Source organism: Catellatospora sp. NPDC049609, from assembly GCF_040675365.1.
Taxonomy (GTDB): Bacteria; Actinomycetota; Actinomycetes; order Mycobacteriales; family Micromonosporaceae; genus Catellatospora.
Genome location: NZ_JBFAOU010000017.1, coordinates 27558 through 49506 on the forward strand (window position 1 = coordinate 27558; position 21949 = coordinate 49506).

Below are 21949 nucleotides of genomic sequence, written 5' to 3' on the forward strand. Positions count from 1 at the left end.
GCCTCAGAGTGGGCTGGACTTGGCCGGTGGTTCCGCACGCGCCGGACAAAGTGGAGTCCGACGATCGTCCCTGCTGCCGTGTGGCGGCACCGGGTCCGATGCCGCGCCGGCATCGGACACTCCACGTCTGGCCGAAGTCGACCGATGCCATGAACCGGAAGCCGCGAGCAGACAGCGTGTCGTCAGCGGCCTCACGTGAGCCACGACCGAAAGGGCGTACGTGCCCTCACCTCCTTCCCGCCCCGTTCCTATTGGGAGAGCGCTCTCCCATCGAAGTGCAGACAGTTAAACAGACTTCCCAGCCGTTGTGAAGGCTCATCATGTGCCGACCGTCCAAAGCCTCCAAAAAGCACTGGAAGCGGCGATCGTGCTCGTCGCGCGCCGGGATCGGCACCTGTGCCGGGTGCGGCCGGGTTGCGGCGGCCCGCCTCGTCGCAGCCGTGTCCTGCGGGTCGTCCACATGAGAAGGCGGCCGGGAGGCACTCTTCCGGCCGCCTCGATGCGCCGCCGCGGACCGGTCAGCAGACGTGCGCGAAGTTCGGTTCCGCTGTCGCGCCGGCCTGTGCGGCGCTTGATCCTGGCGCGATGCGGGGTGGGACCGATCTACGCAGACGGCGCAGCCACGTCGAGCATCGGCGTCGCATCCGGCACCGGGCGACACGTCGACATCCTGCTACGCATCGCCGACGCCGCCATGTACCAAGCCGAACCCCGACACCGGGATCCACCTGCACGGCGCCGACGCCGACTGGACACCGCCCGACGCCGACGATGACCGGCCATGACCCTGCCCCGGTCAATAGAGGATGCTCGGTAGGTAAGCTCCCGCCGGCTTGTTGAAGAGGCCGATGCTCATCAGGGTCATCAGTTGGGTGATCTGCAGGCCGTTAAGCAGACACCACAGGAGCAACGCGCTGTCGCTCGCCGGGACCAGGATGCCCGGGCCGGCGAAGGCCGGAGCCGCCCCGATCAGAGCCTTGACGTCGTCTGTCGTCTGCCCGACCGCATGGGCGAAGAAGGCCAGGTCCGTGGCGTAGCCGGTCAGGTGGCCGTCGTGCTCGACAACCCGTGCCGTGCCCTGCTTGAGGGCGTCGACGACCTCGCCGCCGCGGTCGACTCCATGCACCCGGCGACACAGGTCGTTGCAGGCTGCCAGGTCCGCGTCCGTAGCGGTGCGCACGCCACGGCCGGCGATGCCGACACCGATCGGCGGGCCCTGAAGACAGGCCAAGGTCTCGCGGAACTCGAACCCCATGCCGGCGTACAGGGCGAACGACCTGCAGTGGTAGCTCGACTGCAGTAGCCGGATGCCCGGGGCATGCCGATCGGCAGCCCGGTGCACGACATCCTCCATCAGCCGGCGGCCCACGCCACGGTTCTGGCGATCCGGGTCGACGGTCACCGGCCCGACGCCGACGACAGGTGAGCGTTCGTCAAGAAAGTTGCTCCCGACGACCCGACCGTCGCGCTCCGCCACCACGCTGTAGAAGCCCGGATGGTCCAGCAGGGATTCCACCAGCTCCGTCGCAGCCTCCACGCTCGGAAAGTCACCGCGGAAGCCATGCTCGCGGGCGATGCGATCGAACGCCTCGAAGCAGATCCGGCCACACTCAGCCGCATCGGCGCGCGTAGCCGGGCGCAAGAGGAGATCCATGGCCACCTCCGACATCGGGTGCCGGCCAGATACGCCGTCGCTCGGTGCCGCTGCGCATCCGACCTGATGACGGCACCTTCAACTCCATGAAACACCTGCCCGCTCGGCCGCGCCAGACGCAGTATCGGCCCTGCCGACACCGCGACGACCCGCGTAGCGCACGAAGACCGGTGCGGTCCCGCCGGGCGATCGATGACCGGGCACCCGGCGCCGTGATCACGATCCGTGACGGGCCCGGTCAACCAGTGTGGCCATCACCTGCTCGCAGGCGACCCGAAGGCGGCGCACGCCGTCAGGGATATACGGGAAGTTGATCGAATACATCACGGCGGCGGGAATCTCGCGGACCTCGCCCCGCTGGCGGACCAACAGTGACAACTGTCGCGTCGAAGCTCGCAGACCGTGGAGCGTCCCTCGTGCCGCCTGGAGCGCCACACCCGCGGAGCCTGCCGGGTCGCCATGGAATTGCACCTCGATGATGGCCTCGTCGTCGAATCCCAGCTCAGTCGCCGTCAACTCGACCATGTACCAATGGTGCTCCCCCACTCACAAACCGTAACCTCGCCATCTGCGGCCTACCGCGACGTGCAAGCGCGTTTTTCCGATTCGCCCGACTTTCAGGCCTTAAGTAGCTTTATGGCGGTACCGGGGTCGGATGGCGATCAAGGCCGGTAGCTGGTAACGGACGTCCGGGCCGGCGGGGCCGGCCCGTCCGCTCATGCCGGGCCGCTTGCCAGCAGGTGGCGCGCCATGACGATGCGCTGGATCTGGTTGGTGCCCGCGCAGATCGCCTGTGCGCGGGTGACGGCATCGGGCCCGCCAGCCTGCCACGAGCAGCAGCGCTGAGAAGTTTCTTCACCATGTGCCAGCACGACGTAGACAACCTTCAGGGTCGAGACATACCGTACAGCGATATCGGTAAATTTCTCGATCTGGAGGTGTGACATGGCGACTTCTCCACGGCGAGCCGGGGTGCTGGCGGTGCTGCTGGCGGCCGCGGGCCTGGTGCCGGCTGTGCCCGAGGCGGCGCAGGCCGTTCTCCGACCCGATGCCGCGGTGGCCGAGGCGGTGACCGCGAAACTCCTCGCCCGGGCCTCGACCGACGGGAAGACCTCCGCGGCCGCCGACGCCCGGGTCACGGTCAGCCGGCAGCACCGGGGCTGGGCCTTCGGCACCGCGGTGCTGGTCGCCCCGCGCTCCCACGACGCGCACCCGACCGGTTCGATCTTCGTCGCTCGGGCCGAGGCCGGCCGGTGGCAGGTCGCGTTCGACGGCGAGGCCGCGTTCGCGGCGCTGGCCGCCGAGTCGCCGGTGGTCACGGCGGACGAGCGGACGGTGTTCACCACCCCCGCTCCGACGTACGCGGGCGGAGACTTCCGCACCGGAATGGCGTTGCCCTTCGCGGTCGGACAGACCTGGACGCTGTCCGGCGGACCGCACGGGTGGGGCGGCAGCGAGGCGCCGTTCAGCTCGATCGACCTGGCCGGCGGCGACCAGGTCGTGCGGGCGGCGCGGGGCGGCACCGCGTACACGATGTGCCAGGGCTGGATCCGCGTCATCCACGACCGCGGCTACTCGACCGACTACTACCACCTGTGGAGCAGCATCTCGGTGAACGGGGCGGCCGTCGCGCAGGGGGCGTATCTGGGATACACCGGCACCGATGTCACCTGCGGCGGCGCGGCGTCGGGGCGGCACGTGCACTTCGCGCTGCGCCAGAACAGCGCCTACGTCCCGATCGGCGACCACGGAATCGGCAAGTGGGTGTTCGTCGGCGGCGCGGCCTACCAGGGCGGAGCCCGCCACGGATCGTCCTGGGCAGGCGTAGGCGGCGCCCTCTACAACTACGGAGTCCTCGGCTTCACCCAGGGCGTCGTCGACGCCAACGGCGGCGGGACGCTCACCCGACGCTCCGGACCGGGCAGCGGCTACACCGCCCTGGGATCGCTGGCCGACGGCGCGACCGTGAGCATCTCCTGCTCGGCCAACGGGACCACCCACACCGGCCGCTACGGAGCCACCGCGATGTGGAACCGCCTCACCGACGGCAGCTGGGTGTCCGACGCGTACCTGTGGACCGGCGTCAACGGCGCGGTCAACGGCTGGTGCTGACCCGCCACGCCGGTGACACGTGAGACGTCATGACACCGGCGACGGTCACGCCCGGGTGTCCCGCGGGACGCACCGTGCGGGGGCCTCAGCACCTGCCGAGGGCCCTGCACGGTGGTGTCAGCACGGTGTCCTGGTCACCGACCGGAGCCGTCGCCAGAGACCGGCCGGGTTCCCAGCCGGTCAGGCTGCCGCCCCGAACACCGACCCGGTGGGCTCGCCGCCCTCGGGACGCCTGGCCAGGCAGTACAGCAGCCAGGTGTCCCCGACCTGGATCGGCCAGGCCTCGCGCAACCAGCCGTCGGTCGTCGAACCGGCCCGGGTTCGCTGCGCCACGGCCTGCGCCGAGCAGAGGGCGGCGACATCGGCCCGGTCCATGAGCTTGACCTCGCCGATGACCTGCGCCCCGGCCGGCAGCGCTCCCACGACGACCGTCTCCCACGAATGCGGCTGATCGCAGGCGATGCGCCGCGGCGGGTGCGCCGTGGCGCCCGACGCGGTCAGGCCGCCCCAGCACTCGGGCGTGGGCGGGCAGGCCGCCGCGCCGCACGCCACATACCCGGCGGGCGGCCACTGCTCGGCGGTCGCCCCGTCCGGCGCCGTCCACCGGGCGAAGGCGTCCGATCCCCACACCGTCCAGCCGGCCAGCCCGCCGCCCGCGAGCACGACGAGCGCGACCACCGCCGCGGCGAGCACCGGGATCCGGCGGCGCGCGGAGGTGCCGGCGGTGTCCTGCCCCGGCCCGGCACCGGTGTGCGGACCGCGGGCAGGGGCCACCGCGTCGGGCGAGGCGCCGCCCAGCACGGCGTGGGCGGCCTCGGCCAGCGCCGCGGCCGACGGCCAGCGCAGCTCGGGATCTTCCGCGAGTGCCCGTAGGACCAGGGCGGCGACGGGGGCGGCGACATCGGCGCCCAGCGGCGGCGGCGGGTGCCCGACCCGCTGCATGGCGACCGCGAACGGATTGTCGCCGGTGAACGGGCGGCGTCCCGCCAGGCACTCGTAGGCGACGACGCCCAGCGCGTAGACGTCGCTACGCGGATCGGCGGGCCTGCCGAGCACCTGTTCCGGAGCAAGATAGGACGGTGTGCCCAGGATGCCGCCCGGTGTGGTCAGTGCGGTGCTGTCCTGCCCGCGGGCGATGCCGAAGTCGGTCAGCGCGATGGTTCCGTCGGGGCGCACCAGCAGGTTGCCGGGTTTGACATCGCGATGGACGATGCCCTGGTCGTGCACGGCCTGCAGCGCCTCGGCGGTCTGCGCGACCACGGCCAGGGTGGACTCGGCGGTCAACCGGCCGTGCCGGGCGAGTGTCTGCGACAGCGACTCGCCCGGCACATGCTCCATCACCAGGTAGGCGCCGTCGGCGTCGCCGTGGTAGTCGTGGATGGTCACCACGCCGCGGTGGCGCACGCCGGCCATCGCGCGCGCCTCGGCCAGGAACCGGCGGACGAACCCGGGATCGTCGAGCAGGGCGGGCAGCACGGTCTTCACCGCGACGACCCGGCCGAGCACCGTGTCGGTCGCCCGCCACACCTCCCCCATGCCGCCCGCGCCGATCCGCTCGTCCAGCCGGTAACGGCCGCCGAGCAGCGCTCCTGGACTGTGCATGGCCTGCCTCGCTCCTCGCCGTGATCGGGTCGCCCGCCGACGATAGCGTCGCCCCCCGGTGCCCCGGCGGCAGGATCGCATAGTGGGAACGACCTCCATGGACGCGTGGCGGCCGACCGCTTGTGCCGGCGTGCTAACGATTGCGGAAGGCCGCCGGGCCGTGGAGGGGTTGCAGGTGGGTCGATGAGAGCGATCGTGTACGACCGTTACGGGCCGCCGGAGGTGCTGCGGACCGAGCACCTCCCCACGCCGACTCCGGCCGTCGGCCAGGTGCTCGTCAAAGTCGCGGCGACCTCGGTCAACCTCAGTGACTGGGAGACCCTGCGCGGCTCGCCGCTGTATTCGCGCATCGGCGGACTGCGCTTGCCGGCCCGCCGGGTGCTCGGTTCGGACATCGCCGGTCGGGTCGAGGCGGTCGGCCCGGCCGTCACCCGGTTCCGGCCCGGTGACGAGGTGTACGGCGACAACCTCATGCTCAAGGGCGGCTTCGCCGAGTACGCGATCGCCCCCGAATCGGCGCTGGCGCACAAGCCCCCGGCGTTGTCCTTCGCCGAGGCGTCGGCGCTTCCGCAGGCGGGCGTCATCGCGCTGCAGGGCACCGACGGCGTCATGGCCGGGCAGCGGGTCCTGGTCAACGGTGCCGGCGGAGGTTCGGGTTCGTTCGCGATCCAGCTGGCCAAGCGACTCGGAGCCGAGGTGACCGGTGTCGACAACGCGAAGAAGCTCGACTTCATGCGAGCTGTCGGCGCGGACAGTGTGATCGACTACCGTGACCAGGACTTCACCCGCAGCGGCCCGTACGATCTCATTCTCGATCTGGTCGCGCACCGGTCGGTGTTCGCCTACCGCCGGGCGCTGGCCCCGGGTGGCCGTTACCGATGCGTCGGCGGATCGGTACGAGCCCTGCTGCGCATCCTGACGATCGGTTCGGTGCTCGGTCGGCTCACGCACCGCCGGCTGGGCGTGCTCGCCGTCAAGGAAGGGCCGGCGCATTTCGCACCGGTCGCCGGGCTCTGCCTGTCGGGTGATCTGAGCATCCACATCGGCCGCACCTTCACCCTGGACGAGGTGCCGCAGGCGTTGGCCTGGGTGGGCGAGGGACACGCCCTCGGCAAGGTGGTCGTGCACGTGAGCTGACCGAACCCGGCGGGCGCTTCGCAGATCGATGCTGCGAAGCCGCGCACGGTCCGGTGTGCCGTTGAAGCCGGGGCCGAAGCCCGGTGTGTGTCCGGGTGCGGAGGCTCGCAGTCCGGATAGCCGGCGTGCTCGCCAAACCAACATAGACGTTCATTGACGTAAGACATCATACGACCTATAGTTGCTGACGCGGGCGGCACGAAGCTCCAGCCGGAGTTCCTCCGGCCATGTCCATAAGCGACGCAGGAAAGGCCAGAAGCTTCTGGCCCGGTGTCCCGGTGCGGCTCCCGCCCGGGCGGGGCGCAGAAGTGCACCGAGGCGAGCCCCACAGTCCTCGGCGCAGGCCTTCTGCGAGACAGGCGCGTTCGTCGCCGGTCACCCCACCGGTGCACCGATACCGCCGCAGGGTCGCCATCGCCGCCGGCTACCGCCGACCGCGATGGCGGGCCGGTTCGCCCTCGACGCAAGCGGACCTGCCGGCCAGACCTGGTCGATACCCCGGCCCGCCCGCCGGGCGACGGGTGCCGCGCGCGCATCCCTGATCGCGGCGCGTGAGGCGGCGGAGCAGCACCCGCATCCGACACCGACGAGCAAGGGAGACCGTAGTGAGATCGTTTCTCGGCGTGGGCCGTCACCGGCATACCGCCGGCCGTGGATGGGCGGCGGCAATGGCCGCCGTGGTCATGACTGCCGCAGTGGCCTACGTCGCCGTGGCCGCCTCGCCCGCATCCGCGGCAAACTCGGCAGGTTGCGGCAAGACCCCCACCCTGACCAGCGGCACACGTTCGATGCAGAGCAGCGGCAAGAGCCGCAGCTTCATCCTGAAGGTCCCCGATACCTACGACAACAACCGCCCCCACCGGCTGGCCTTCGGCTTCCACTGGCTGGGCGGCACCGCCGGGCAGGTCGCCTCAGGCGGCAGTGACGGCGCCGCCTGGGCCTACTACGGGATGCTCTCGCAGTCGAACAACTCCACGATCTTCGTCGCGCCCCAGGGCATCAACAACGGCTGGGCGAACTCCAACGGCGAGGACGTCACCTTCACCGACGACATGATCAGGCTGATCGAGGCCGACCTGTGCGTCGACACCACGCAGCGGTTCTCCGTGGGTTTCAGCTACGGCGGCGCGATGAGCAACGCCCTGGCGTGTGCCCGGCCCACCATGTTCCGCGCGGTCGCGGTCATCGCCGCTCCCGGCGCGATCAGTGGTTGCAGCGGCGGCACCCAACCCGTCGCCTACATGGGGATCCACGGCATCTCCGACAACATCACGGCCGGTCGGTCGCTGCGCGACAGGTTCGTCGCCAACAACGGCTGCACCCCGCAGAACGCACCCGAGCCGGCACGGGGCAGCCTCACCCACATCATCACGACCTACGCGGGCTGCCGGGCCGGTTTCCCGGTCGTGTGGGCCGCCTTCGACGGCGGTCACCAGCAGGGCCCGGTGGACGGGTGCGCCGGCTGCGAGAGCGGCGCCAGGAGCTGGGTCAAGCCGGAAGTTTGGCGGTTCTTCACGCAGTTCCAGTCCGGACCGTCGCCGAGTGACCCGCCGTCCAGCAGCCCGCCGGCCGGTCGGCAGAACGTCCAGATCGTCGGTGTCCAGTCCGGTCGTTGCGTCGACGTCCCCGGCTCCAGCACCACCAACGGCACTCAGCCGCAGTTGTGGGACTGCCACGGCGGCACCAATCAGCGCTGGACCCACACCGCCTCCCGGCAGCTGACGGTGTACGGCAACAAGTGCCTGGACGCCAGCGGCCAGGGCACCGCCAACGGAACCCGCGTGGTCGTCTGGGACTGCAACGGTCAGGCCAACCAGCAGTGGAACATCAACCCCAACGGCACGATCACCGGAGTGCAATCCGGCCTCTGCATCGACGCCAGCGGAGTCGGCACCACCAACGGCACCCTGATCCACCTGTGGACCTGCCACGGCGGAGCCAACCAGCAGTGGAGCTTCCGGAGCTGATCGCCAGGTCCGGTGGATGGAGTCAGACGACGGGGCCCGCCGTTCTCCGCGGGCCCCGTCACGAGTGACCGCCGCCGGGATCGTCGCCCGCCCCGAACCAGGCACCTGAGGTTCACTCGGATCGCGGGCCGAGGCGGACCGGCACCGTGTCTGACGTCCTACGTCCTAGCGTCGCTCTGCCAGCGCAGGCGAGACAGCTCGCCGAATCGAATCCACCGGTACTCGCGCTGCCCCGGCCGTGCGCGCCACCGAGCCCGCCACCGCCGGTTCGACCGGGAGGTCGCCGGCGCGGCGGTCAACGACCGAGCAGCCGAGCAAGAACCGGTCGGGCCGCATCCAGGGGGTCGGTGCCAGGCGGGACCGGAATGGCACCGGCTATCCAGAGGCTGGCGAAGCCGTGGGCGATGGACCAGCCCGCGCGGGCGGTGGTCGCACCCCCGTCCGCGGTGGACCCGACCGTCTCGGCGCCTTGCCGCAACAGGCGGCCGGCCCGTTCGCGGGCGACCTGCACCGCTTCGTCGTCGGCACGGTAGATCTTGGGCTGGAACATCACGCCGAAGTGAACCGGGTGCGCCACGGCGAAGCGCACGTACGCCAGCCCGGCTTCGAGGAAGTCGGGGCCTGCCGCGGCGAGGGCGTCGGCGAGCAGTGCGTACCCCTCGGCGGCCAGGGCGGTGAGCAGCCCGGCCTTGTCGCCGAAGTGGTGTGCGGGGGCGGCGTGCGAGACACCGGCGCGGCGGGCCAGCTCGCGCAGGCTCCAGCTGTCGAGGCCGGACTCGCCGATGGCGTCGACGGCGGCGGCGAGCACGGTGCGCCGCAGATCTCCGTGGTGGTATCCGATCGCCCTCACGCCCTTCCGATGCCGAGGCATACATCTTGCCATTGACAACTTCTCGGTGTCCAGCGTACGGTCGGGCCACCTTGACAATGTCTAGATTGCAGGAGCCGTCGTGGTACTCGCCGTTCTGCTCACCGGACTACTTCTCTTCCGCGGGCTCGGCGCGCTCGGCGTGCGCCGGTTCGCCGACTGGCCCGCCGCCGGGGCGCACGCCCTCGCCGTCATGCTCGTCATGACCGCCGCCGCGCACTTCGTCCCGGCCGGGGTCACCGCCATGCCCAACCACGCCGACCTCGTGGCCATGGTGCCGCCGTTCGTGCCCTTCCCCGGCGCCGTCGTGTACGCCACCGGCGCGCTGGAACTGCTCGGCGCGCTCGGCCTCGTCGTGACCCGCACCCGGCGACCGGCCGGCCTGGCGCTGGCCGCCCTGTTCCTGCTCCTGCTGCCCGCCAACGTGTACGCCGCGGTCGCCGACGTGCCGTTGCACGGCGAGCCCGCCTCGCCGCTGTGGCAGCGCATCCCGGAGCAGGCGCTCTACATCACCGTCGCGCTCGCGGCAGCCCTACGTGCACCCACCTACCGCGGCAACCCCGCGGCCCGGCAGCCGGTCGACGCCTGACCTGGTTTCGCGGGTCCAGCAGACCTGGGGCATCGCCGCCGCGGCGGCGATGCCCCAGGTCCGTGCAGGTGGAGGACGGGACGCCGCCTCGACCCGGCCAACGGCAGCCGACCGCGCGACGAAGACCGCAGCCCGCGACGACCACAACTCCGACAACCCCGCCGACGAGCGGCTACGCACCCGCTGCGCCGCGACGCGCCATCCGGGCCCGCACCACGTCGATGTAGTAGTCACGTCGCTCGTCATCCAGGTCGATCTGTTCCAGGATGTCGATTGCTTCCTCGCCGTTGTGCCGCAAGCCCTCGTTGAGGATCACCCAGACGCCTTCTCGCGCCTTGTGGCGGCACTCATCACCGAGATGTGTACGCCCGAAGGCCATCTCGGTGTGGTGGGCTTCGCCGCAGACCAGGCGCCAGAGGTTGATCATCAGCAGGTGGCGTGCGAACGGTGCCAGCTCACCGGCCAGAGCCGCGAGGATCACACTGACGGCCGGCACCGCGACATCGAACAGATTGCCTTCGAGCTCCACGTGTCCGTCGAGAACCGCGTCCATGGCATCGGCGGGTTCCTCGGCTTGCACGATGCGCGTGAACATCTCGCGCACGTGCTCTGCAGTACGACCGCAGCCACAACGGAGGCCGCCCCAGTCATGCCTGGCAAGCTCAGCCAACGCCAATCTGTTCGCAACCATGTCCGTCCTTGCCGGCCGACGCCGTCGTTCGGCTGCCGAGTGTATGCCGGTCCCCCGCAGCCCGATCACGCCGTCGAGCGGTCCCCGTCCTCGCAGTCCCGCCGGCACAGCCGCTCGTCTGAACAGACGCCCCGGCGTTACGCCGATCGCCCGCAGTCGGGCCCAAGCGGGATCAGACCGCTGAGGCCAGGCGCCGCACGCCCTCGGTGAGCAGTTGCGGCGAGGTCGCGAAGTTGAGTCGGGCGCGACCGTCGCCGCCGGGCCCGTAGTCGGGCCCGGCGCTGAGCGCGACGCGACCGCGTTCGAAAAAAACTTGCGCCGGATCACCGGGCAGCCCTAGCGCGCGGCAGTCCAGCCAGGCCAGGTAGGTGGCCTGCGGCGGCCGGTAGCCGACGGCGGGCAGCTGCTCCGCCAGCAGCTCGCCGAGCAGCCGACGGTTGCCGTCCAGGTCGGCCAGCAGGCGGTCGAGCCAGCCGCGGCCGTGATCCAGGGCGGCGCTGTGGGCGATGACGCCCAGGTGGCTCGTCGCCTCCCGGACCTCCTCGGGAATCGAATCGAGATCGGCCGCCCCGCCGGGGCCGGCCACGACGACGGCGGCCTTGAACGCGACCAGGTTCCACGCCTTGGACGCGGACAACACCGCGAACGCGTCCTCGGTGCCCGGCAGCGACAGGTACGGCACGTGCGGCTGCCCGGGATAGACGAGCGGTGCGTGGACCTCGTCGGCGACGACGCGTACGCCATACCGCCCGGCGAGCTGTGCCACCGCGGACAGCTCCTCGCGGGTGTGCGCGGTGCCGGTGGGGTTGTGCGGGCTGCACAGCAGATAGGCGGCCGCGCCACCGGTGGCGGTGGCGGCACGGAACGCGGCATCCAGCACCGACAGGTCCAGGCGGTGCTCCGGGTCCAGCGGCGCCGGGACGGCCCGGCGCTCGATGTTCTCGATGGCCTGGTAGAACGGCGTGTAGACGGGCGGGTTGAGCACGACCGCATCGCCCCGGCGAGTGACCGCCTTCAACACCTCGCCGATGCCCACCGTCACGTCAGGCACCGTGACGGCCCGCTCAGGGTTCAGCGTCCACCCCCACCGGTCGGCCGCGAACCCGGCCAGAGCCAGCGGGTAGGCCCGCCCCTCGGGATAGCCGGTGTCGCCCAAGGCGATCGCGTCGGTCACCGCCCGCACGACCGGCTCGGCGAGGTGCACGTCCATCTCGGCCACCCACATCGGCAGCACGTCTGCCTCGAACCGGCTCCACTTCATGCTGGTCCGCCGCCGCAACTGCGCCAGAGACACGTCCAGCACCGCGGGCACGAACGCACTCACAGCTCGACGATACCGGCGAAAGTCGTCCCCGTGGCGGCCATGACGCGCGCGACGCCCACTTGAGGCGGCCTGGCTGAGCTCGACGACAAGGCGCTTGGTCCAGCAGGACCGGATGGACGGGACCGGTCCTGGAGGGGTCACCCGTTGCTGAGGCCGTCGTCTGCTGCGTCGCCGTCGCAGGCTGGCGGCACCAACCGGGAAGCGCAGCCTCAAACCCGGCGAGCGCCCACGTGATCATCCGCCCCGGCTGCTGACACATTCACCCGCTTCGGCCTGGACCGGCGTGCAGGCGTACGCGCCGGGGCGCTGGTCCCGGTCCTCACCGTCGTCACGCATGAGCCGGGGTCGGGCTGGGCGGTGATCATGGCTCGGCGGGCTGGGGCGACGACACGGTCAGTCGTGACCAGCGGCCGGGCCTGGTGGACCGGCAGGTGTCGTGGCGAGCTGGTGGAACAGGTCACGTGCCGCTCGGCCACTGTCCTTGATCAATCGCGGTAGGTGCTCGGCGATCTCTTCGGGCCGCCGGCCTGCTATGTCCCGGTTCCAGCGGGTTATGATCCGCTGTAGCTGTTGCGGGACTTCGCGGTCCTTGAGCAGGGTGACCCACAGGCGCGACATCTGGTTGGAGAGCTGGTCGAAGGTCGACCGCAACCAGCGGTTCGCACTCGCGACGGCCAGGATCTGGAAGACGCGCATCGACAGCTCCGAGAAGCGCAGGACAGCTTCCAACCGATACTCACCGTCGATGTCGGGTGGGGACCACTCGGTCAGCAGCCGGGCAAGCTCCTGCGCCTGGCCGTCGGAAAGGCGCTGCAAGCCCAGCCGGACAAGCTCGGGGCCGATGAGATCCCACGCCTCGACCAGCTCCGACACGTCCTGGGCGTCGAGGGGGCTCACGACGTAACCGGCCCGGGGCAGCGTGATGATCAACCCTTCGCGGTCCAGGCGGGCCAGCGCCCGGCGGATCGGAGTCAGCCCGTACGGGGTCGATCGGGCCAGTCCCCGCTCGGTGAGCGAGGACCCCGGAGGAAGCTCACAGGCCACGATCCGGGTGCGCAGAGCCGCGTAGGCCTGCTCCGTCAGCGAAGCCTCCCCCGTCGCACCCCGGTCGGTCACAAGAGGAAAGCCTAGCCCGCCCCGCCACTCCGATCGCACGGGACATCACACACATCTCGCAACCGGACTTGACCGTCCCCGCCCTGGCATACATGATCGGGACTGAAATTTCAGACAGGTCAGAAGGCGTACTGCCGGCGCAGATGTCCTCATGACGCGGTCCGACAGAGGGGATCCCACCCAGATGAAGGCATTCGTGCTCGCGTTCGGCACGCGCGGCGACGTGCAACCGTTCGTCGCCCTGGGACGCGCGCTGTCCGATGCCGGCCACGAGGCTCTCGTGGCCGGCCCGGCTTGTTACCGGTCGCTCGCCGCTGCCCACGGCGTTCCGTACGCGCCCGTCGACGACCAGTGGAACCGGCTCACCGACGAGCCCCACATCCAGGAGGCACTCGCGACGAACTACCGCGGGCTGGCGGCGAAACGGACAGCCATCGAGGTGGTGCGCAGGACCCGGCAGCATATCGCCGCCGCGCTCGACGACATCGCCGCAGCCGTTCCCGCCCGAACCGACGTCGTCGTGCACCACACCATGCTCCCCGGCCAGCACCTCGCCGAGGCCCTCGGCGTGCCCTCAGTCCCGGTGGCACTGCAGCCGAACTGGGTGCCGACCAGCACCTTTCCGTGCCCGATGTGGGCCCCGCCATGGCTGCCCAGAGCCTTCAACCGGCTGAGCTACCGACCGGCCGCGCTCGCACCGCAGATGCTCCTCGGAGCGGTAGGCGAGCACTGGCGTGCGCGACTCGGGCTGAGGTCTCGGCGTGGATCCGGTAACGCGTTCCGCCGCCCGGACGGAGGCCCCGCCTTCGTACTGCAGGCGTTCAGTCGCCACGTCCTGCCGCAGCCGGCCGACTGGCCTGGATACGCGCCCGTCACGGGATACTGGACGCTCGCCGGCGAGGACCAGGGCCCGTCGCCCGCCCTGGCCAGGTTCCTCGACAGCGGAGCACCGCCGATCCACGTCGGCTTCGGCAGCATGCGAGGCCGGAACCCCGAGGCGAGCGGCGAGATTGTCCAACAGATGATCCACGCCACCGGCCTGCGAGCCGTCGTGGCAACCGGCGCCGGCGGGATCGCCATGGCAGGCTCCAACGACTCCGTCCACGTCGTCGACGAAGCTCCGCACGACTGGCTCTTCCCCCGTACCGCGGCGGTCATCCATCACGGCGGAGCAGGAACGACAGCTGCCGCGCTGCGCGCCGGACGTCCACAGGTGATCTGCCCCTTCACCGGCGACCAGCCATTCTGGTCCCGGCGAATGCAATCCCTCGGCGTTGCCCCAGACCCCATCCCACAGCGGCAGATGACCGCCGAACGCCTCATCGAGGCAGTCGAGGCGACGAGATCCACAACGACGATCCCCCGTAGGGCCGCCGAAATCGGAGAGCTGGTGCGCTCCGAAGGCGGAGCCCACCATGCAGTCGAGCTTCTGCTCGAGCTTGTCGGCGAGAGGTGAAAACCGGATCCGGCCGCCAGGTCCCTCGCGGCATCGTGGTTACGACCCCGCGACTGGCGGCTGATGAGGATGCCGTCGAGGAGGCCCGGTTCGCCGCTGACCGGCGTAGTCGCAGCAGGCTTCGCGCTGGTCGCCGCACTCCTTCACGGCACGTTCGGGCTCTGCCTGGGCTGCGGGCCGTTCCCGGCCCCTGGCCGGCCCGCGTCCGGCTCCCTGACCCCCGCCGGGCCGCGGGCCGGGTCAGGACGCCGCTGCCGCCGTCCGCCCCGCGCAGAGCGGGTTGTCGAACGTCAGGCAGAAGGTGAGCGGGTTGGCGTACTCCTCGACCGCGACGATCCGCTCGCCGCACCAATCGATCCGGAAGACGTACACGTTCTGGTACAGGCGGCCGTCGGCGGTGGTGAGGTCGCCGTCTGCTTGCACGAACGCGGTAGCCCCACCGGCGACGACGCTCGTCCGCCGGTTGGCGAAGCGGATGCGGCCCATCATGGTGAACGCGCCGTCGAGGTAGCCCAGCACCTGATCCCTGCCCTCCCACCGGCCCGCGTCCGCCCGCCGGCCCGACAGCGACAGCGGGTGGGTGAACGTGACCTCGGGATGCAGCATCTCCACGATCGCTGCGGCGTCCTTGCGTTCGAGCCGGTCCAGGAACCGGCCGGCCTGCTGCCGGGTCTCGCGCTCGACCCGGCGCCTTCCCCGGCCGGTCACGGTCCCGCCGGCGAGCCACAGCATGCCGGCCAGTGATCCGAGCATCCTGCCCGGATGGCGGGACTGAGTCATGACAGGTATTTAATCCCTAATGGAACTGAGTATCAACAGGTACGATGTGCGCGTGTCCGAGCCGGCCCGCCATCGCGTACCGCTGCGCGAGCGCAAGCAGCAGCGAGCCCGCCAGGCGATCGTCGAGGCGGCGCTCGCGCTGTTCGCCGAGCGGGGCTTCGATGCGGTCACGGTCAGCGACATCGCCGAGCGGGCAGAGGTCGGCCGCAGCACCTTCTTCCGCTACTTCGGCGACAAGCAGGAGGTGCTGTTCGCCGACGACCACCGGGCGCAACTCGCCGAACAGCTCGCGGTGCAGGCCGCGACCGGCCCTGCGATCGGCGACTCGCTGCCGGCGGCACTGTTCTACGTGCGTTCCTTGGTGCTGTCCACCGTCGAGATCATCACCAGCGAACCCGACGGCTACGAGCTTCATGAACGGCTCGTCGCGCAGCATCCCGAGCTGCGCGCCCGCAGCCTGAGCAAGCACCGCGCCTACGCCCGCACCCTGGTCGACCTGCTGGTGAGCCACGGAGCCGAGCGTGCCACCGCCACCCTGGCCGCCGAGTTCGGCCTGGCCTGCTACTACGCCGGACACGCGGCGGACGGCGACGACCCCCGGCGGCTTCGCGGCGCCGTGGACGCGGCATTCGCCCGCCTCGGCTCACTGCGGCCCTGACCACGACATGTCTTGGTGGGTGCGTGAGCCAGCCCCATTGAGGAGCGCACCAGCGTGACACCGGCTGCGTCCCATCACGCTCGCGTCGCCAGAGGCGTAGGAGTGCGGTCCTCCGCGCCAACGGCTGAGGTACTCGGGCTGAATGCCGCCGGTGCGCAGGCCGACCAGCCGATGCGGCGGGCGGCGGTTAGATTGGCGGGCATGACGTCGCTGCTGTCGTTGTCGGTCGAGGGCCTGCGGGTCATCGTGCGTATCGACGGCGACGATGTCAGTCGCGCTGACGGCAACGACGGCCCCGATCCATGGCATGTGCTCGTGCCGGTGAACCGCTTCGTGGCGACCTGCGAGCCCACTACCGCGACGGTTGCGTGCTGTCCGAGCTGCGGCCCTGAGTGCTTCTCCATCGAGGCGCGCATCCGCCGCGACGGTGACGCCGTGCGCTGGGAGTGGGGCAGGCGGGGTGCGCGATGGGAGGGCGAGCGGCGAACGACGCTGTTCGACGCTGCGGCCTATGACGCCGAGGTGACCCGCGTCGGGTCCGAGCACGGTTGGGAGACTGCGGAGCGCCGGGCCGGGCGGCTCATACTGACCGACCTTGCCCTACCACCACGAGTCGAGGGGGTCAGGGTTCACGCGGACCGCACCGGCGAGCTCGTGGTCTGGCTCGAGGAACCGGACGAGTACCAGATCTTCGTGTCCGCGCCCTGGGACGAAGAGCGGCCCGACGAGAGCGCCGCCGAGGTGCGGGCCCTGCTCGCTGGACCGGCCGCTCGATGGCCCGCGCGGTGGCACAGCATCAAAACGTACCGTGAGGATCCGCCAGCGTACGCCGGTCCATCCTGGCGGCCCGCAGACGGGTTCTGAGGCGAACGCGGCCCGACGTCGCGCTCTCCGGCTCCCGCGCGGCTCGGCGATGGCGGCACCGGCGGCTTCGAGCTTTCCGCGTCTTGTTCATCTTCGCCGTGATCGCCCGCGCAACCTGTTCAACAGCCCAAGCCTCGCGGACCGCCATAGGCCGGCACCCGGCGCTGACCGCCGATGAAACAGCCGGGCACCCACGGCACCCGGCCCGTCTGGCAACCGCACGCCACTACACGGGCGGCCTGCGGCGCAAAGCCCGCCGCCGGTGCCACCACCTGGCGACCGCGGGCATCACCAACCCGGCTATGCCGACGTACAGCACGCCCACGGTTCCCCAGTAGCGCCACCCGTCCTCGCCAGGCAACAGACGGCCGACACCCACGCTCAAGACCACGAACAGCAGCAGCTCAGCAACGCGCGCCCGCCAGCCGAACAGGTTCGGCCCGTCGTCGGTCATCGTGTCCCCCAGTCCGATGTCCGCCGACTGTAGCGGCTGCTGACGGCCGTGTCGATCACCGCCGAAATCGGCGTCGCGTGGGGAGGGACCCTCAAGTTCTCGCCCCACGGATGAGGGCGTCACCCGATGCGTGGTCCACAGCGCGACCTGGCGGGCGGACGACCGGTACAGGCTGGAGCTGGGCAGTTCCGGGTCGGTTCACGGCGGGCGGTGTTCGGGGTATACACGTCGCGGACGGACACGAAGGGCCGTCATCGAGTCGATCACACAGATCAGGCGGAGGTTGACATGCCGGCGTCAGTATCGATGCTCTACATGGCGATGTCTCTCGACGGGTACATCACCGGTCCGCACGACGGACCGGACAACCCCGGCGGCGACGGCTTCTCGCGGCTGCACGACTGGTTCGTCGACCCGGACGGCGCGTTCGTCCGCCCGCCCGGGCCAGCCGGTGAGCTGTTCGACGAGCTGGAGCGGTTCGGCGCGGTGCTGGCCGGTCGGCGCACCGTGGAGCAGGTCGACCACTGGGGCGGTGATCATCACGGAGTTCCGATCTTCGTGCCCAGCCATCGCCCGCCGGGCCTGTCGGTCGCCGACTATCCGCTGGTCACGTATGTCAACGATGGGATCGTCAGCGCGATGGCACAGGCCAAGGCCGCCGCCGGGGGCCGCTACGTGCTGGTGCACGGCGCCTACACGGCGCAGCGGGCGCTGGAGGCCGGGGTGCTGGACGAGCTGCAGATCAGCCAGATTCCGGTGCTGTTCGGCGGCGGCCGCCGGCTGTTCGACGTACTACCGTCGCGCATCGAACTGGAGATCGCCAGGGTGATCGACACACCACAGGCCACGCATATCCGCTACCGCGTCCGGCGCTGACGGCCCACCCAGCACGCAAGACCGGGCCGACGTGCACCATGGCGGACGTCAGGGTGCTGCGCGAGCGGTGAGGATCGCGGCGTCCAGCGCTGCCAGATGATCCGCGACCCGGCCGATCGTCAGTGCTCCACTGGCCGCGCCGGCCCACTCCGCCGCCGCCGGGAGCAGCGCTTGCCTGACCCGCTTCATGGTGTCCGGATCGCCGGCGGCGATGGCGGCGCGGCCCAGCAGACACCACATCGCTTCGGCGAGCACGTCCGCAGGCGGATCGGGCACGTCGGCGAGCCGGGCCGGGGGACGTACCCATGGCTCGTACGGGCCCCAGTCGTCGTCCGTGGCCTCCGGTGGCAGCCCCCGGCGTAACCGCATCCCGAGCAGAGCCAGCGGCAACAGCCCGTCGCGCATACCAGGCATCCCGGCATCGTCCAGCCGCGCACCCGCCTGCCGGTAGAGAACCTCGGCCCGGTCGTCGCCGGCCAGGTCGGCCCGCAGCGCCCGATACCACTGGGTGAACACGGCGACCAGCGGCCGCTCATAGCGGGCGGCCAGGTCGTCGGCGGCCTGCGCGTGCCGATCGGCCCGGTCGAAGGCGGCCACCGCGCAACTCGACTGCAGCCGGATCAGGTGACCGAGCACCTCCACGCTGGCCAGGTCGTGCCTACTCGCCAGGCCGACCAGCTCGGCACCGATCCGATCCCGGTCCGCCGATCCGCCGGTGCTCGCGAAGCTCTGCATGAACACCCCGTTCAACGCGAACGCCAGCAGCGCGGGGTCGTTGCTCTCGCGGGCGATCGCCTCGGCCTGCCGGGCACACTCCGCCGGCCGTGGATCGCGGGTCCCCCGCGACTCGATCGCGATGGTCGCCAGCAGCCGGGCCCGGGCCGGGTCCCGGCCGACCGGCGGGAGGATCGCCAGGGCCCGTTCCGCCGCGGCCACGATGCCGGCCGACAGCTCCGCGTCATCGGCACGGGGCCAGATGGCCGGCACGTCGTAGGCGCCGATCACCCGCGCGGTCAGCTCCGGATCGCCGAGCTGCTCGGCGGCCGCGACCGCTGCGGCCCGCTGCTCACGGGCCACCTCAAGACCGCCGGCGCCGGTGACCGCGAGGTTGCGCAGCATGCCGACCGCCGACTCCAGCCGCATCCGGGCGCCGACGTCGACCCGTGCGTAGGCGGAGGCGACCCGGGTCAGCATCTCGGCGGCCGGATCCGGCCGGCCGGGGGCGTCCAGGCCCGGCTCCTGCCGCAGGATGTCGATCTCCAGGGTGCGCAACGCCGGGCCGGGCTCCACCCCGAGGTGACCGGCGAGCAGTTCACGGGCGCGGCGCAGCATCGCGAGGGCATCGCCCTGGCGACCCGACCGGTAGAGCGCCAGCGCCAGCAGTGCCCACCCCCGCTCCCGCCAGGGATGTGCGGTGACGTGCCCGTCCAGGTCCACGACGGCCTGGCCGGACTGTCCGAGGTCGAGGTGGGCTTGCGCACGCTGTTCGACGGCTTGCAGGCGCAACTCGGTCAGGCGGGCCCGGTCGGCGCGCGGCCAGGCGGCGTCCGGGAAGTCCGCGTACGCGCGACCCCGCCACCAGGACAGCGCCTCGTCCAGCCGGGCCAGCGCGGTGACGGGGTCCGCGTTGGCGGCCTCGGCCACGGCCCGCTCGAACCGCCAGGCGTCCACCTGATCGGGCGCGCACGCCAGCGCGTACCCGAGGCCCCGGGTGACCAGCAGCGTGGCGGGCGCCCGCGCCGGGCGGTCCGGCTCGATGGCCTTGCGCAGCGCCGCCACGAACGTCCGCACCGCGGCCACCGCGCCCTCGGGCGGGGCAACCCACAGATCATCGACAAGATCATTTATGGGTACGATCCGCCCACGCGCCACCAGGAGCCGACCCAGCACCGCACGGTGCATCGGACCTTTCAGCGCGACCGGCCGGCGCTGCGCGTCCTCGGCGGTCACCGGGCCGAGAACGCCGAAAACAATCCGCCCGCCGTGCATGCCGCCACGCTATCGCGATTGCCTAGCTCAGACGGCCGGCAGCGTCCTGCCGACGCCGTCCGGTCCCGCATCGCGGCGTGCGCCCCGGGGTATCCCGCGGACTCAAAGCACCGTGGTCAGCACTCCGCCGTCGACGCGTACCGCCGATCCGTTGATGGCCGACGCGAGCGGGCTGGCGATGAAGGCGATCGCGTTCGCGATCTCGCCAGGTTCGATGAAGCGGCCGAGCAGGGTCGTCTGGTTGGCGCCGATGATCGCCGCCTTCATCTGCTCCTCGGGCAGAGACTGCGCGGCGGCCAGTGTCTTGACCGTCGCGGCGACGCCGTCGGAGTACGTCGGGCCGCCCAGCACCGAGTTGACGGTCACCGCGGTGCCCTTGGTGAGCTTCGCCAGGCCGTTGCCCACCGACAGCATCGCCGTCTTGGACGTACCGTAATGGATCATGTCGGCCGGGATGTCGACACCTGACTCGCTGCTGACGAACACGATCCGGCCCCACCCTCGATCGAGCATGGTGGGCATGAGCCGCCGCGCCAGCCGGACGCCGCTGAGCACGTTGACCTCGAAGTAGAGCCGCCAGTCGTCGTCTGAGATCCTCTCGAACGGCTTGAGCTCGAACAGCCCCACGTTGTTGATCAGGATGTCGACGCTCGGGATCCGGTCGCACAGCCGGTCGACGTCTTCGGTGACCGCGAAGTCTGCGGGCAGACCGCTGACCGAGGCGCCCGGCACCTCGCGCCGCAGCCTGCCGACGGCCTCGGTCAGCTGCCGCGAATCACGGCCGTTGAGAATCACGTCGGCGCCCTCGGCAGCCACGGCCTTCGCGGTCGCGTAACCGATGCCCTGGGTCGATCCGCTGATGAACGCGGTCTTGCCGGTGAGCTGCAGATCCATTCGTCCTCCTCGTGAGCGCCGCCGGCCGGAGCCGGGGCTTCGCACCGCGCCGGAAGGTCCGGCAGCGGTCAGGTACGAGGTTGCCGCGAACGAATGAGCATCCGATGAGCAATCGATGGAAACGACTTCCGAGCAGTCGGCTGCGTCGTGAGGACCGGAACGATTGCCTGTTCGGCGGGACGCACTGAGCCGCATCGTGGCCGGCGCCCTTCCGGCTCCGGAAGCTCCCTGCAGGACCTGCCCTTCCCTGCGACCTATGACGTCATCGAGGACCTCGTGGCCGCCTACAACGGCACCGCACGTCGCCCGGCCCGGACCGTGTATGTGCTCGACGTGTCCGGGTCGATGGCCGGCGAACGCCTCGACGCGCTACGGCAGGCCCTGGACACACTCACCAGCGGCACCCTGCTGGCTGACGAGCAGATCACCCTGATCCCGTTCAGCTCCAGCCCCGGCACACCCGCCACCTTCGACCTGTCGGCGGCTCAGCCGCAACGCGCCCGGGTGAGGATCCGGGCGTTCGCCGAGACGCTTACCGCACGGGCGAGACCGCCATCTATGACGCGCTGGCCCAGGCCTACCGGCTGATCGACCAGGGCGACGCGAACCGGATCACGACCATCGTGCTGCTGACCGACGGCGAGAACAACCACGGCCAGACGCTCGACTCATTCCTGGCGTTGCACCGCACCCTGCCCTCGGCCCCTCCGGTCCTGCCGATCCTTTTCGGGGAGGCCGACGCCGCGGAGATGACCCGGTTGGCCAACCGCACCGGCGGCCATACCTTCGACGGGCGCGCCGCGTCGCTGACCGACGTCTTCGCCCGTATCCGCAGCAGCCGCTGAACCCGCCGAGCAGCACACGGTCGCGCACGAGTGTGCCGAGAAGAACCCGCCGGCGGCGCCGGCCCATGACCGC

General features: G+C 71.0%; 22 protein-coding genes. 10 read left to right on the forward strand and 12 right to left on the reverse strand.

What is annotated here, in order from left to right:
- Positions 1 to 796 precede the first annotated feature (796 nt).
- The 3 genes from AB0J67_RS07580 to AB0J67_RS07590 all read right to left on the reverse strand — a co-directional run bounded on the left by AB0J67_RS07580 (position 797) and on the right by AB0J67_RS07590 (position 2601).
- Positions 797 to 1654, reverse strand: a complete 858-nt coding sequence (locus tag AB0J67_RS07580; RefSeq protein WP_363477574.1) for a GNAT family N-acetyltransferase — start codon at positions 1652 to 1654, stop codon at positions 797 to 799.
- Between the two features lie 216 nt (positions 1655 to 1870).
- On the reverse strand, positions 1871 to 2179 hold the full coding sequence (locus AB0J67_RS07585) for a hypothetical protein (protein WP_363477577.1): 309 nt from the start codon (positions 2177 to 2179) through the stop codon (positions 1871 to 1873).
- Between the two features lie 191 nt (positions 2180 to 2370).
- On the reverse strand, positions 2371 to 2601 hold the full coding sequence (locus tag AB0J67_RS07590) for a hypothetical protein (RefSeq protein ID WP_363477580.1): 231 nt from the start codon (positions 2599 to 2601) through the stop codon (positions 2371 to 2373).
- On the opposite strand from AB0J67_RS07590, the gene AB0J67_RS07595 reads away from it, so the two are divergent.
- Positions 2600 to 3766: a peptidoglycan DD-metalloendopeptidase family protein gene (locus AB0J67_RS07595; RefSeq protein WP_363477583.1), complete on the forward strand. Its 1167-nt coding sequence runs from the start codon at positions 2600 to 2602 to the stop codon at positions 3764 to 3766. The two genes, AB0J67_RS07590 and AB0J67_RS07595, sit on opposite strands and share 2 nt — an antisense overlap.
- A 180-nt stretch (positions 3767 to 3946) precedes the next feature.
- Here the strand turns inward: AB0J67_RS07595 and AB0J67_RS07600 are convergent, their stop codons facing one another.
- Positions 3947 to 5368 (reverse strand): serine/threonine-protein kinase, encoded by a 1422-nt coding sequence (locus AB0J67_RS07600; protein ID WP_363477585.1) that lies wholly within the window; start codon positions 5366 to 5368, stop codon positions 3947 to 3949.
- A gap of 105 nt (positions 5369 to 5473) precedes the next feature.
- On the opposite strand from AB0J67_RS07600, the gene AB0J67_RS07605 reads away from it, so the two are divergent.
- Complete coding sequence (locus AB0J67_RS07605; protein ID WP_363477588.1) at positions 5474 to 6505, forward strand: NAD(P)-dependent alcohol dehydrogenase; 1032 nt, start codon at positions 5474 to 5476, stop codon at positions 6503 to 6505.
- A gap of 683 nt (positions 6506 to 7188) precedes the next feature.
- Positions 7189 to 8472, forward strand: a complete 1284-nt coding sequence (locus AB0J67_RS07610; protein WP_363477591.1) for a ricin-type beta-trefoil lectin domain protein — start codon at positions 7189 to 7191, stop codon at positions 8470 to 8472.
- A gap of 295 nt (positions 8473 to 8767) precedes the next feature.
- Here the strand turns inward: AB0J67_RS07610 and AB0J67_RS07615 are convergent, their stop codons facing one another.
- The gene (locus tag AB0J67_RS07615) at positions 8768 to 9343 is read right to left on the reverse strand and encodes a TetR/AcrR family transcriptional regulator (protein WP_363477594.1); all 576 of its coding nucleotides are present in this window, start codon (positions 9341 to 9343) and stop codon (positions 8768 to 8770) included.
- Positions 9344 to 9422: 79 nt separating this feature from the next.
- Here AB0J67_RS07615 and AB0J67_RS07620 point away from each other — a divergent pair, with 79 nt between their 5' ends.
- Positions 9423 to 9929 carry a hypothetical protein gene (locus AB0J67_RS07620; RefSeq protein WP_363477597.1) on the forward strand — a complete coding sequence of 169 codons (507 nt, stop codon included), beginning with the start codon at positions 9423 to 9425 and terminating at the stop codon, positions 9927 to 9929.
- A gap of 172 nt (positions 9930 to 10101) precedes the next feature.
- Here AB0J67_RS07620 and AB0J67_RS07625 read toward each other — a convergent pair whose 3' ends face one another.
- The 3 genes from AB0J67_RS07625 to AB0J67_RS07635 all read right to left on the reverse strand — a co-directional run bounded on the left by AB0J67_RS07625 (position 10102) and on the right by AB0J67_RS07635 (position 13060).
- Complete coding sequence (locus AB0J67_RS07625) at positions 10102 to 10533, reverse strand: hypothetical protein (protein ID WP_363477600.1); 432 nt, start codon at positions 10531 to 10533, stop codon at positions 10102 to 10104.
- 259 nt (positions 10534 to 10792) lie between these two features.
- A complete protein-coding gene (locus AB0J67_RS07630) occupies positions 10793 to 11944 on the reverse strand; it encodes an aminotransferase class I/II-fold pyridoxal phosphate-dependent enzyme (protein WP_363477603.1) in 1152 nt (383 codons plus the stop codon).
- Positions 11945 to 12337: 393 nt separating this feature from the next.
- Positions 12338 to 13060 carry a GntR family transcriptional regulator gene (locus AB0J67_RS07635; RefSeq protein WP_363477606.1) on the reverse strand — a complete coding sequence of 241 codons (723 nt, stop codon included), beginning with the start codon at positions 13058 to 13060 and terminating at the stop codon, positions 12338 to 12340.
- 184 nt (positions 13061 to 13244) lie between these two features.
- Here AB0J67_RS07635 and AB0J67_RS07640 point away from each other — a divergent pair, with 184 nt between their 5' ends.
- Positions 13245 to 14516, forward strand: coding sequence for a glycosyltransferase (locus AB0J67_RS07640; protein ID WP_363477609.1), 1272 nt, complete (start codon positions 13245 to 13247; stop codon positions 14514 to 14516).
- Between the two features lie 240 nt (positions 14517 to 14756).
- Here AB0J67_RS07640 and AB0J67_RS07645 read toward each other — a convergent pair whose 3' ends face one another.
- A complete protein-coding gene (locus tag AB0J67_RS07645) occupies positions 14757 to 15296 on the reverse strand; it encodes a nuclear transport factor 2 family protein (RefSeq protein ID WP_363477612.1) in 540 nt (179 codons plus the stop codon).
- A 52-nt stretch (positions 15297 to 15348) separates the two neighbouring features.
- Here AB0J67_RS07645 and AB0J67_RS07650 point away from each other — a divergent pair, with 52 nt between their 5' ends.
- Positions 15349 to 15954 carry a TetR family transcriptional regulator gene (locus tag AB0J67_RS07650; RefSeq protein ID WP_363477615.1) on the forward strand — a complete coding sequence of 202 codons (606 nt, stop codon included), beginning with the start codon at positions 15349 to 15351 and terminating at the stop codon, positions 15952 to 15954.
- 201 nt (positions 15955 to 16155) lie between these two features.
- Positions 16156 to 16818: a hypothetical protein gene (locus tag AB0J67_RS07655; RefSeq protein WP_363477617.1), complete on the forward strand. Its 663-nt coding sequence runs from the start codon at positions 16156 to 16158 to the stop codon at positions 16816 to 16818.
- Positions 16819 to 17044: 226 nt separating this feature from the next.
- Here AB0J67_RS07655 and AB0J67_RS07660 read toward each other — a convergent pair whose 3' ends face one another.
- Complete coding sequence (locus AB0J67_RS07660; protein WP_363477620.1) at positions 17045 to 17272, reverse strand: hypothetical protein; 228 nt, start codon at positions 17270 to 17272, stop codon at positions 17045 to 17047.
- A 288-nt stretch (positions 17273 to 17560) separates the two neighbouring features.
- Here AB0J67_RS07660 and AB0J67_RS07665 point away from each other — a divergent pair, with 288 nt between their 5' ends.
- On the forward strand, positions 17561 to 18148 hold the full coding sequence (locus tag AB0J67_RS07665; protein ID WP_363477623.1) for a dihydrofolate reductase family protein: 588 nt from the start codon (positions 17561 to 17563) through the stop codon (positions 18146 to 18148).
- Positions 18149 to 18196: 48 nt separating this feature from the next.
- Here the strand turns inward: AB0J67_RS07665 and AB0J67_RS07670 are convergent, their stop codons facing one another.
- Positions 18197 to 20137, reverse strand: coding sequence for a BTAD domain-containing putative transcriptional regulator (locus AB0J67_RS07670; protein ID WP_363477626.1), 1941 nt, complete (start codon positions 20135 to 20137; stop codon positions 18197 to 18199).
- 102 nt (positions 20138 to 20239) lie between these two features.
- Complete coding sequence (locus tag AB0J67_RS07675) at positions 20240 to 21226, reverse strand: SDR family oxidoreductase (RefSeq protein WP_363477629.1); 987 nt, start codon at positions 21224 to 21226, stop codon at positions 20240 to 20242.
- Between the two features lie 81 nt (positions 21227 to 21307).
- Here AB0J67_RS07675 and AB0J67_RS07680 point away from each other — a divergent pair, with 81 nt between their 5' ends.
- Both AB0J67_RS07680 and AB0J67_RS07685 read left to right on the forward strand, forming a co-directional pair.
- A complete protein-coding gene (locus tag AB0J67_RS07680; protein ID WP_363477631.1) occupies positions 21308 to 21619 on the forward strand; it encodes a VWA domain-containing protein in 312 nt (103 codons plus the stop codon).
- Positions 21620 to 21654: 35 nt separating this feature from the next.
- Positions 21655 to 21876 carry a hypothetical protein gene (locus AB0J67_RS07685; RefSeq protein ID WP_363477634.1) on the forward strand — a complete coding sequence of 74 codons (222 nt, stop codon included), beginning with the start codon at positions 21655 to 21657 and terminating at the stop codon, positions 21874 to 21876.
- The last annotated feature ends 73 nt before the right edge of the window (positions 21877 to 21949 follow it).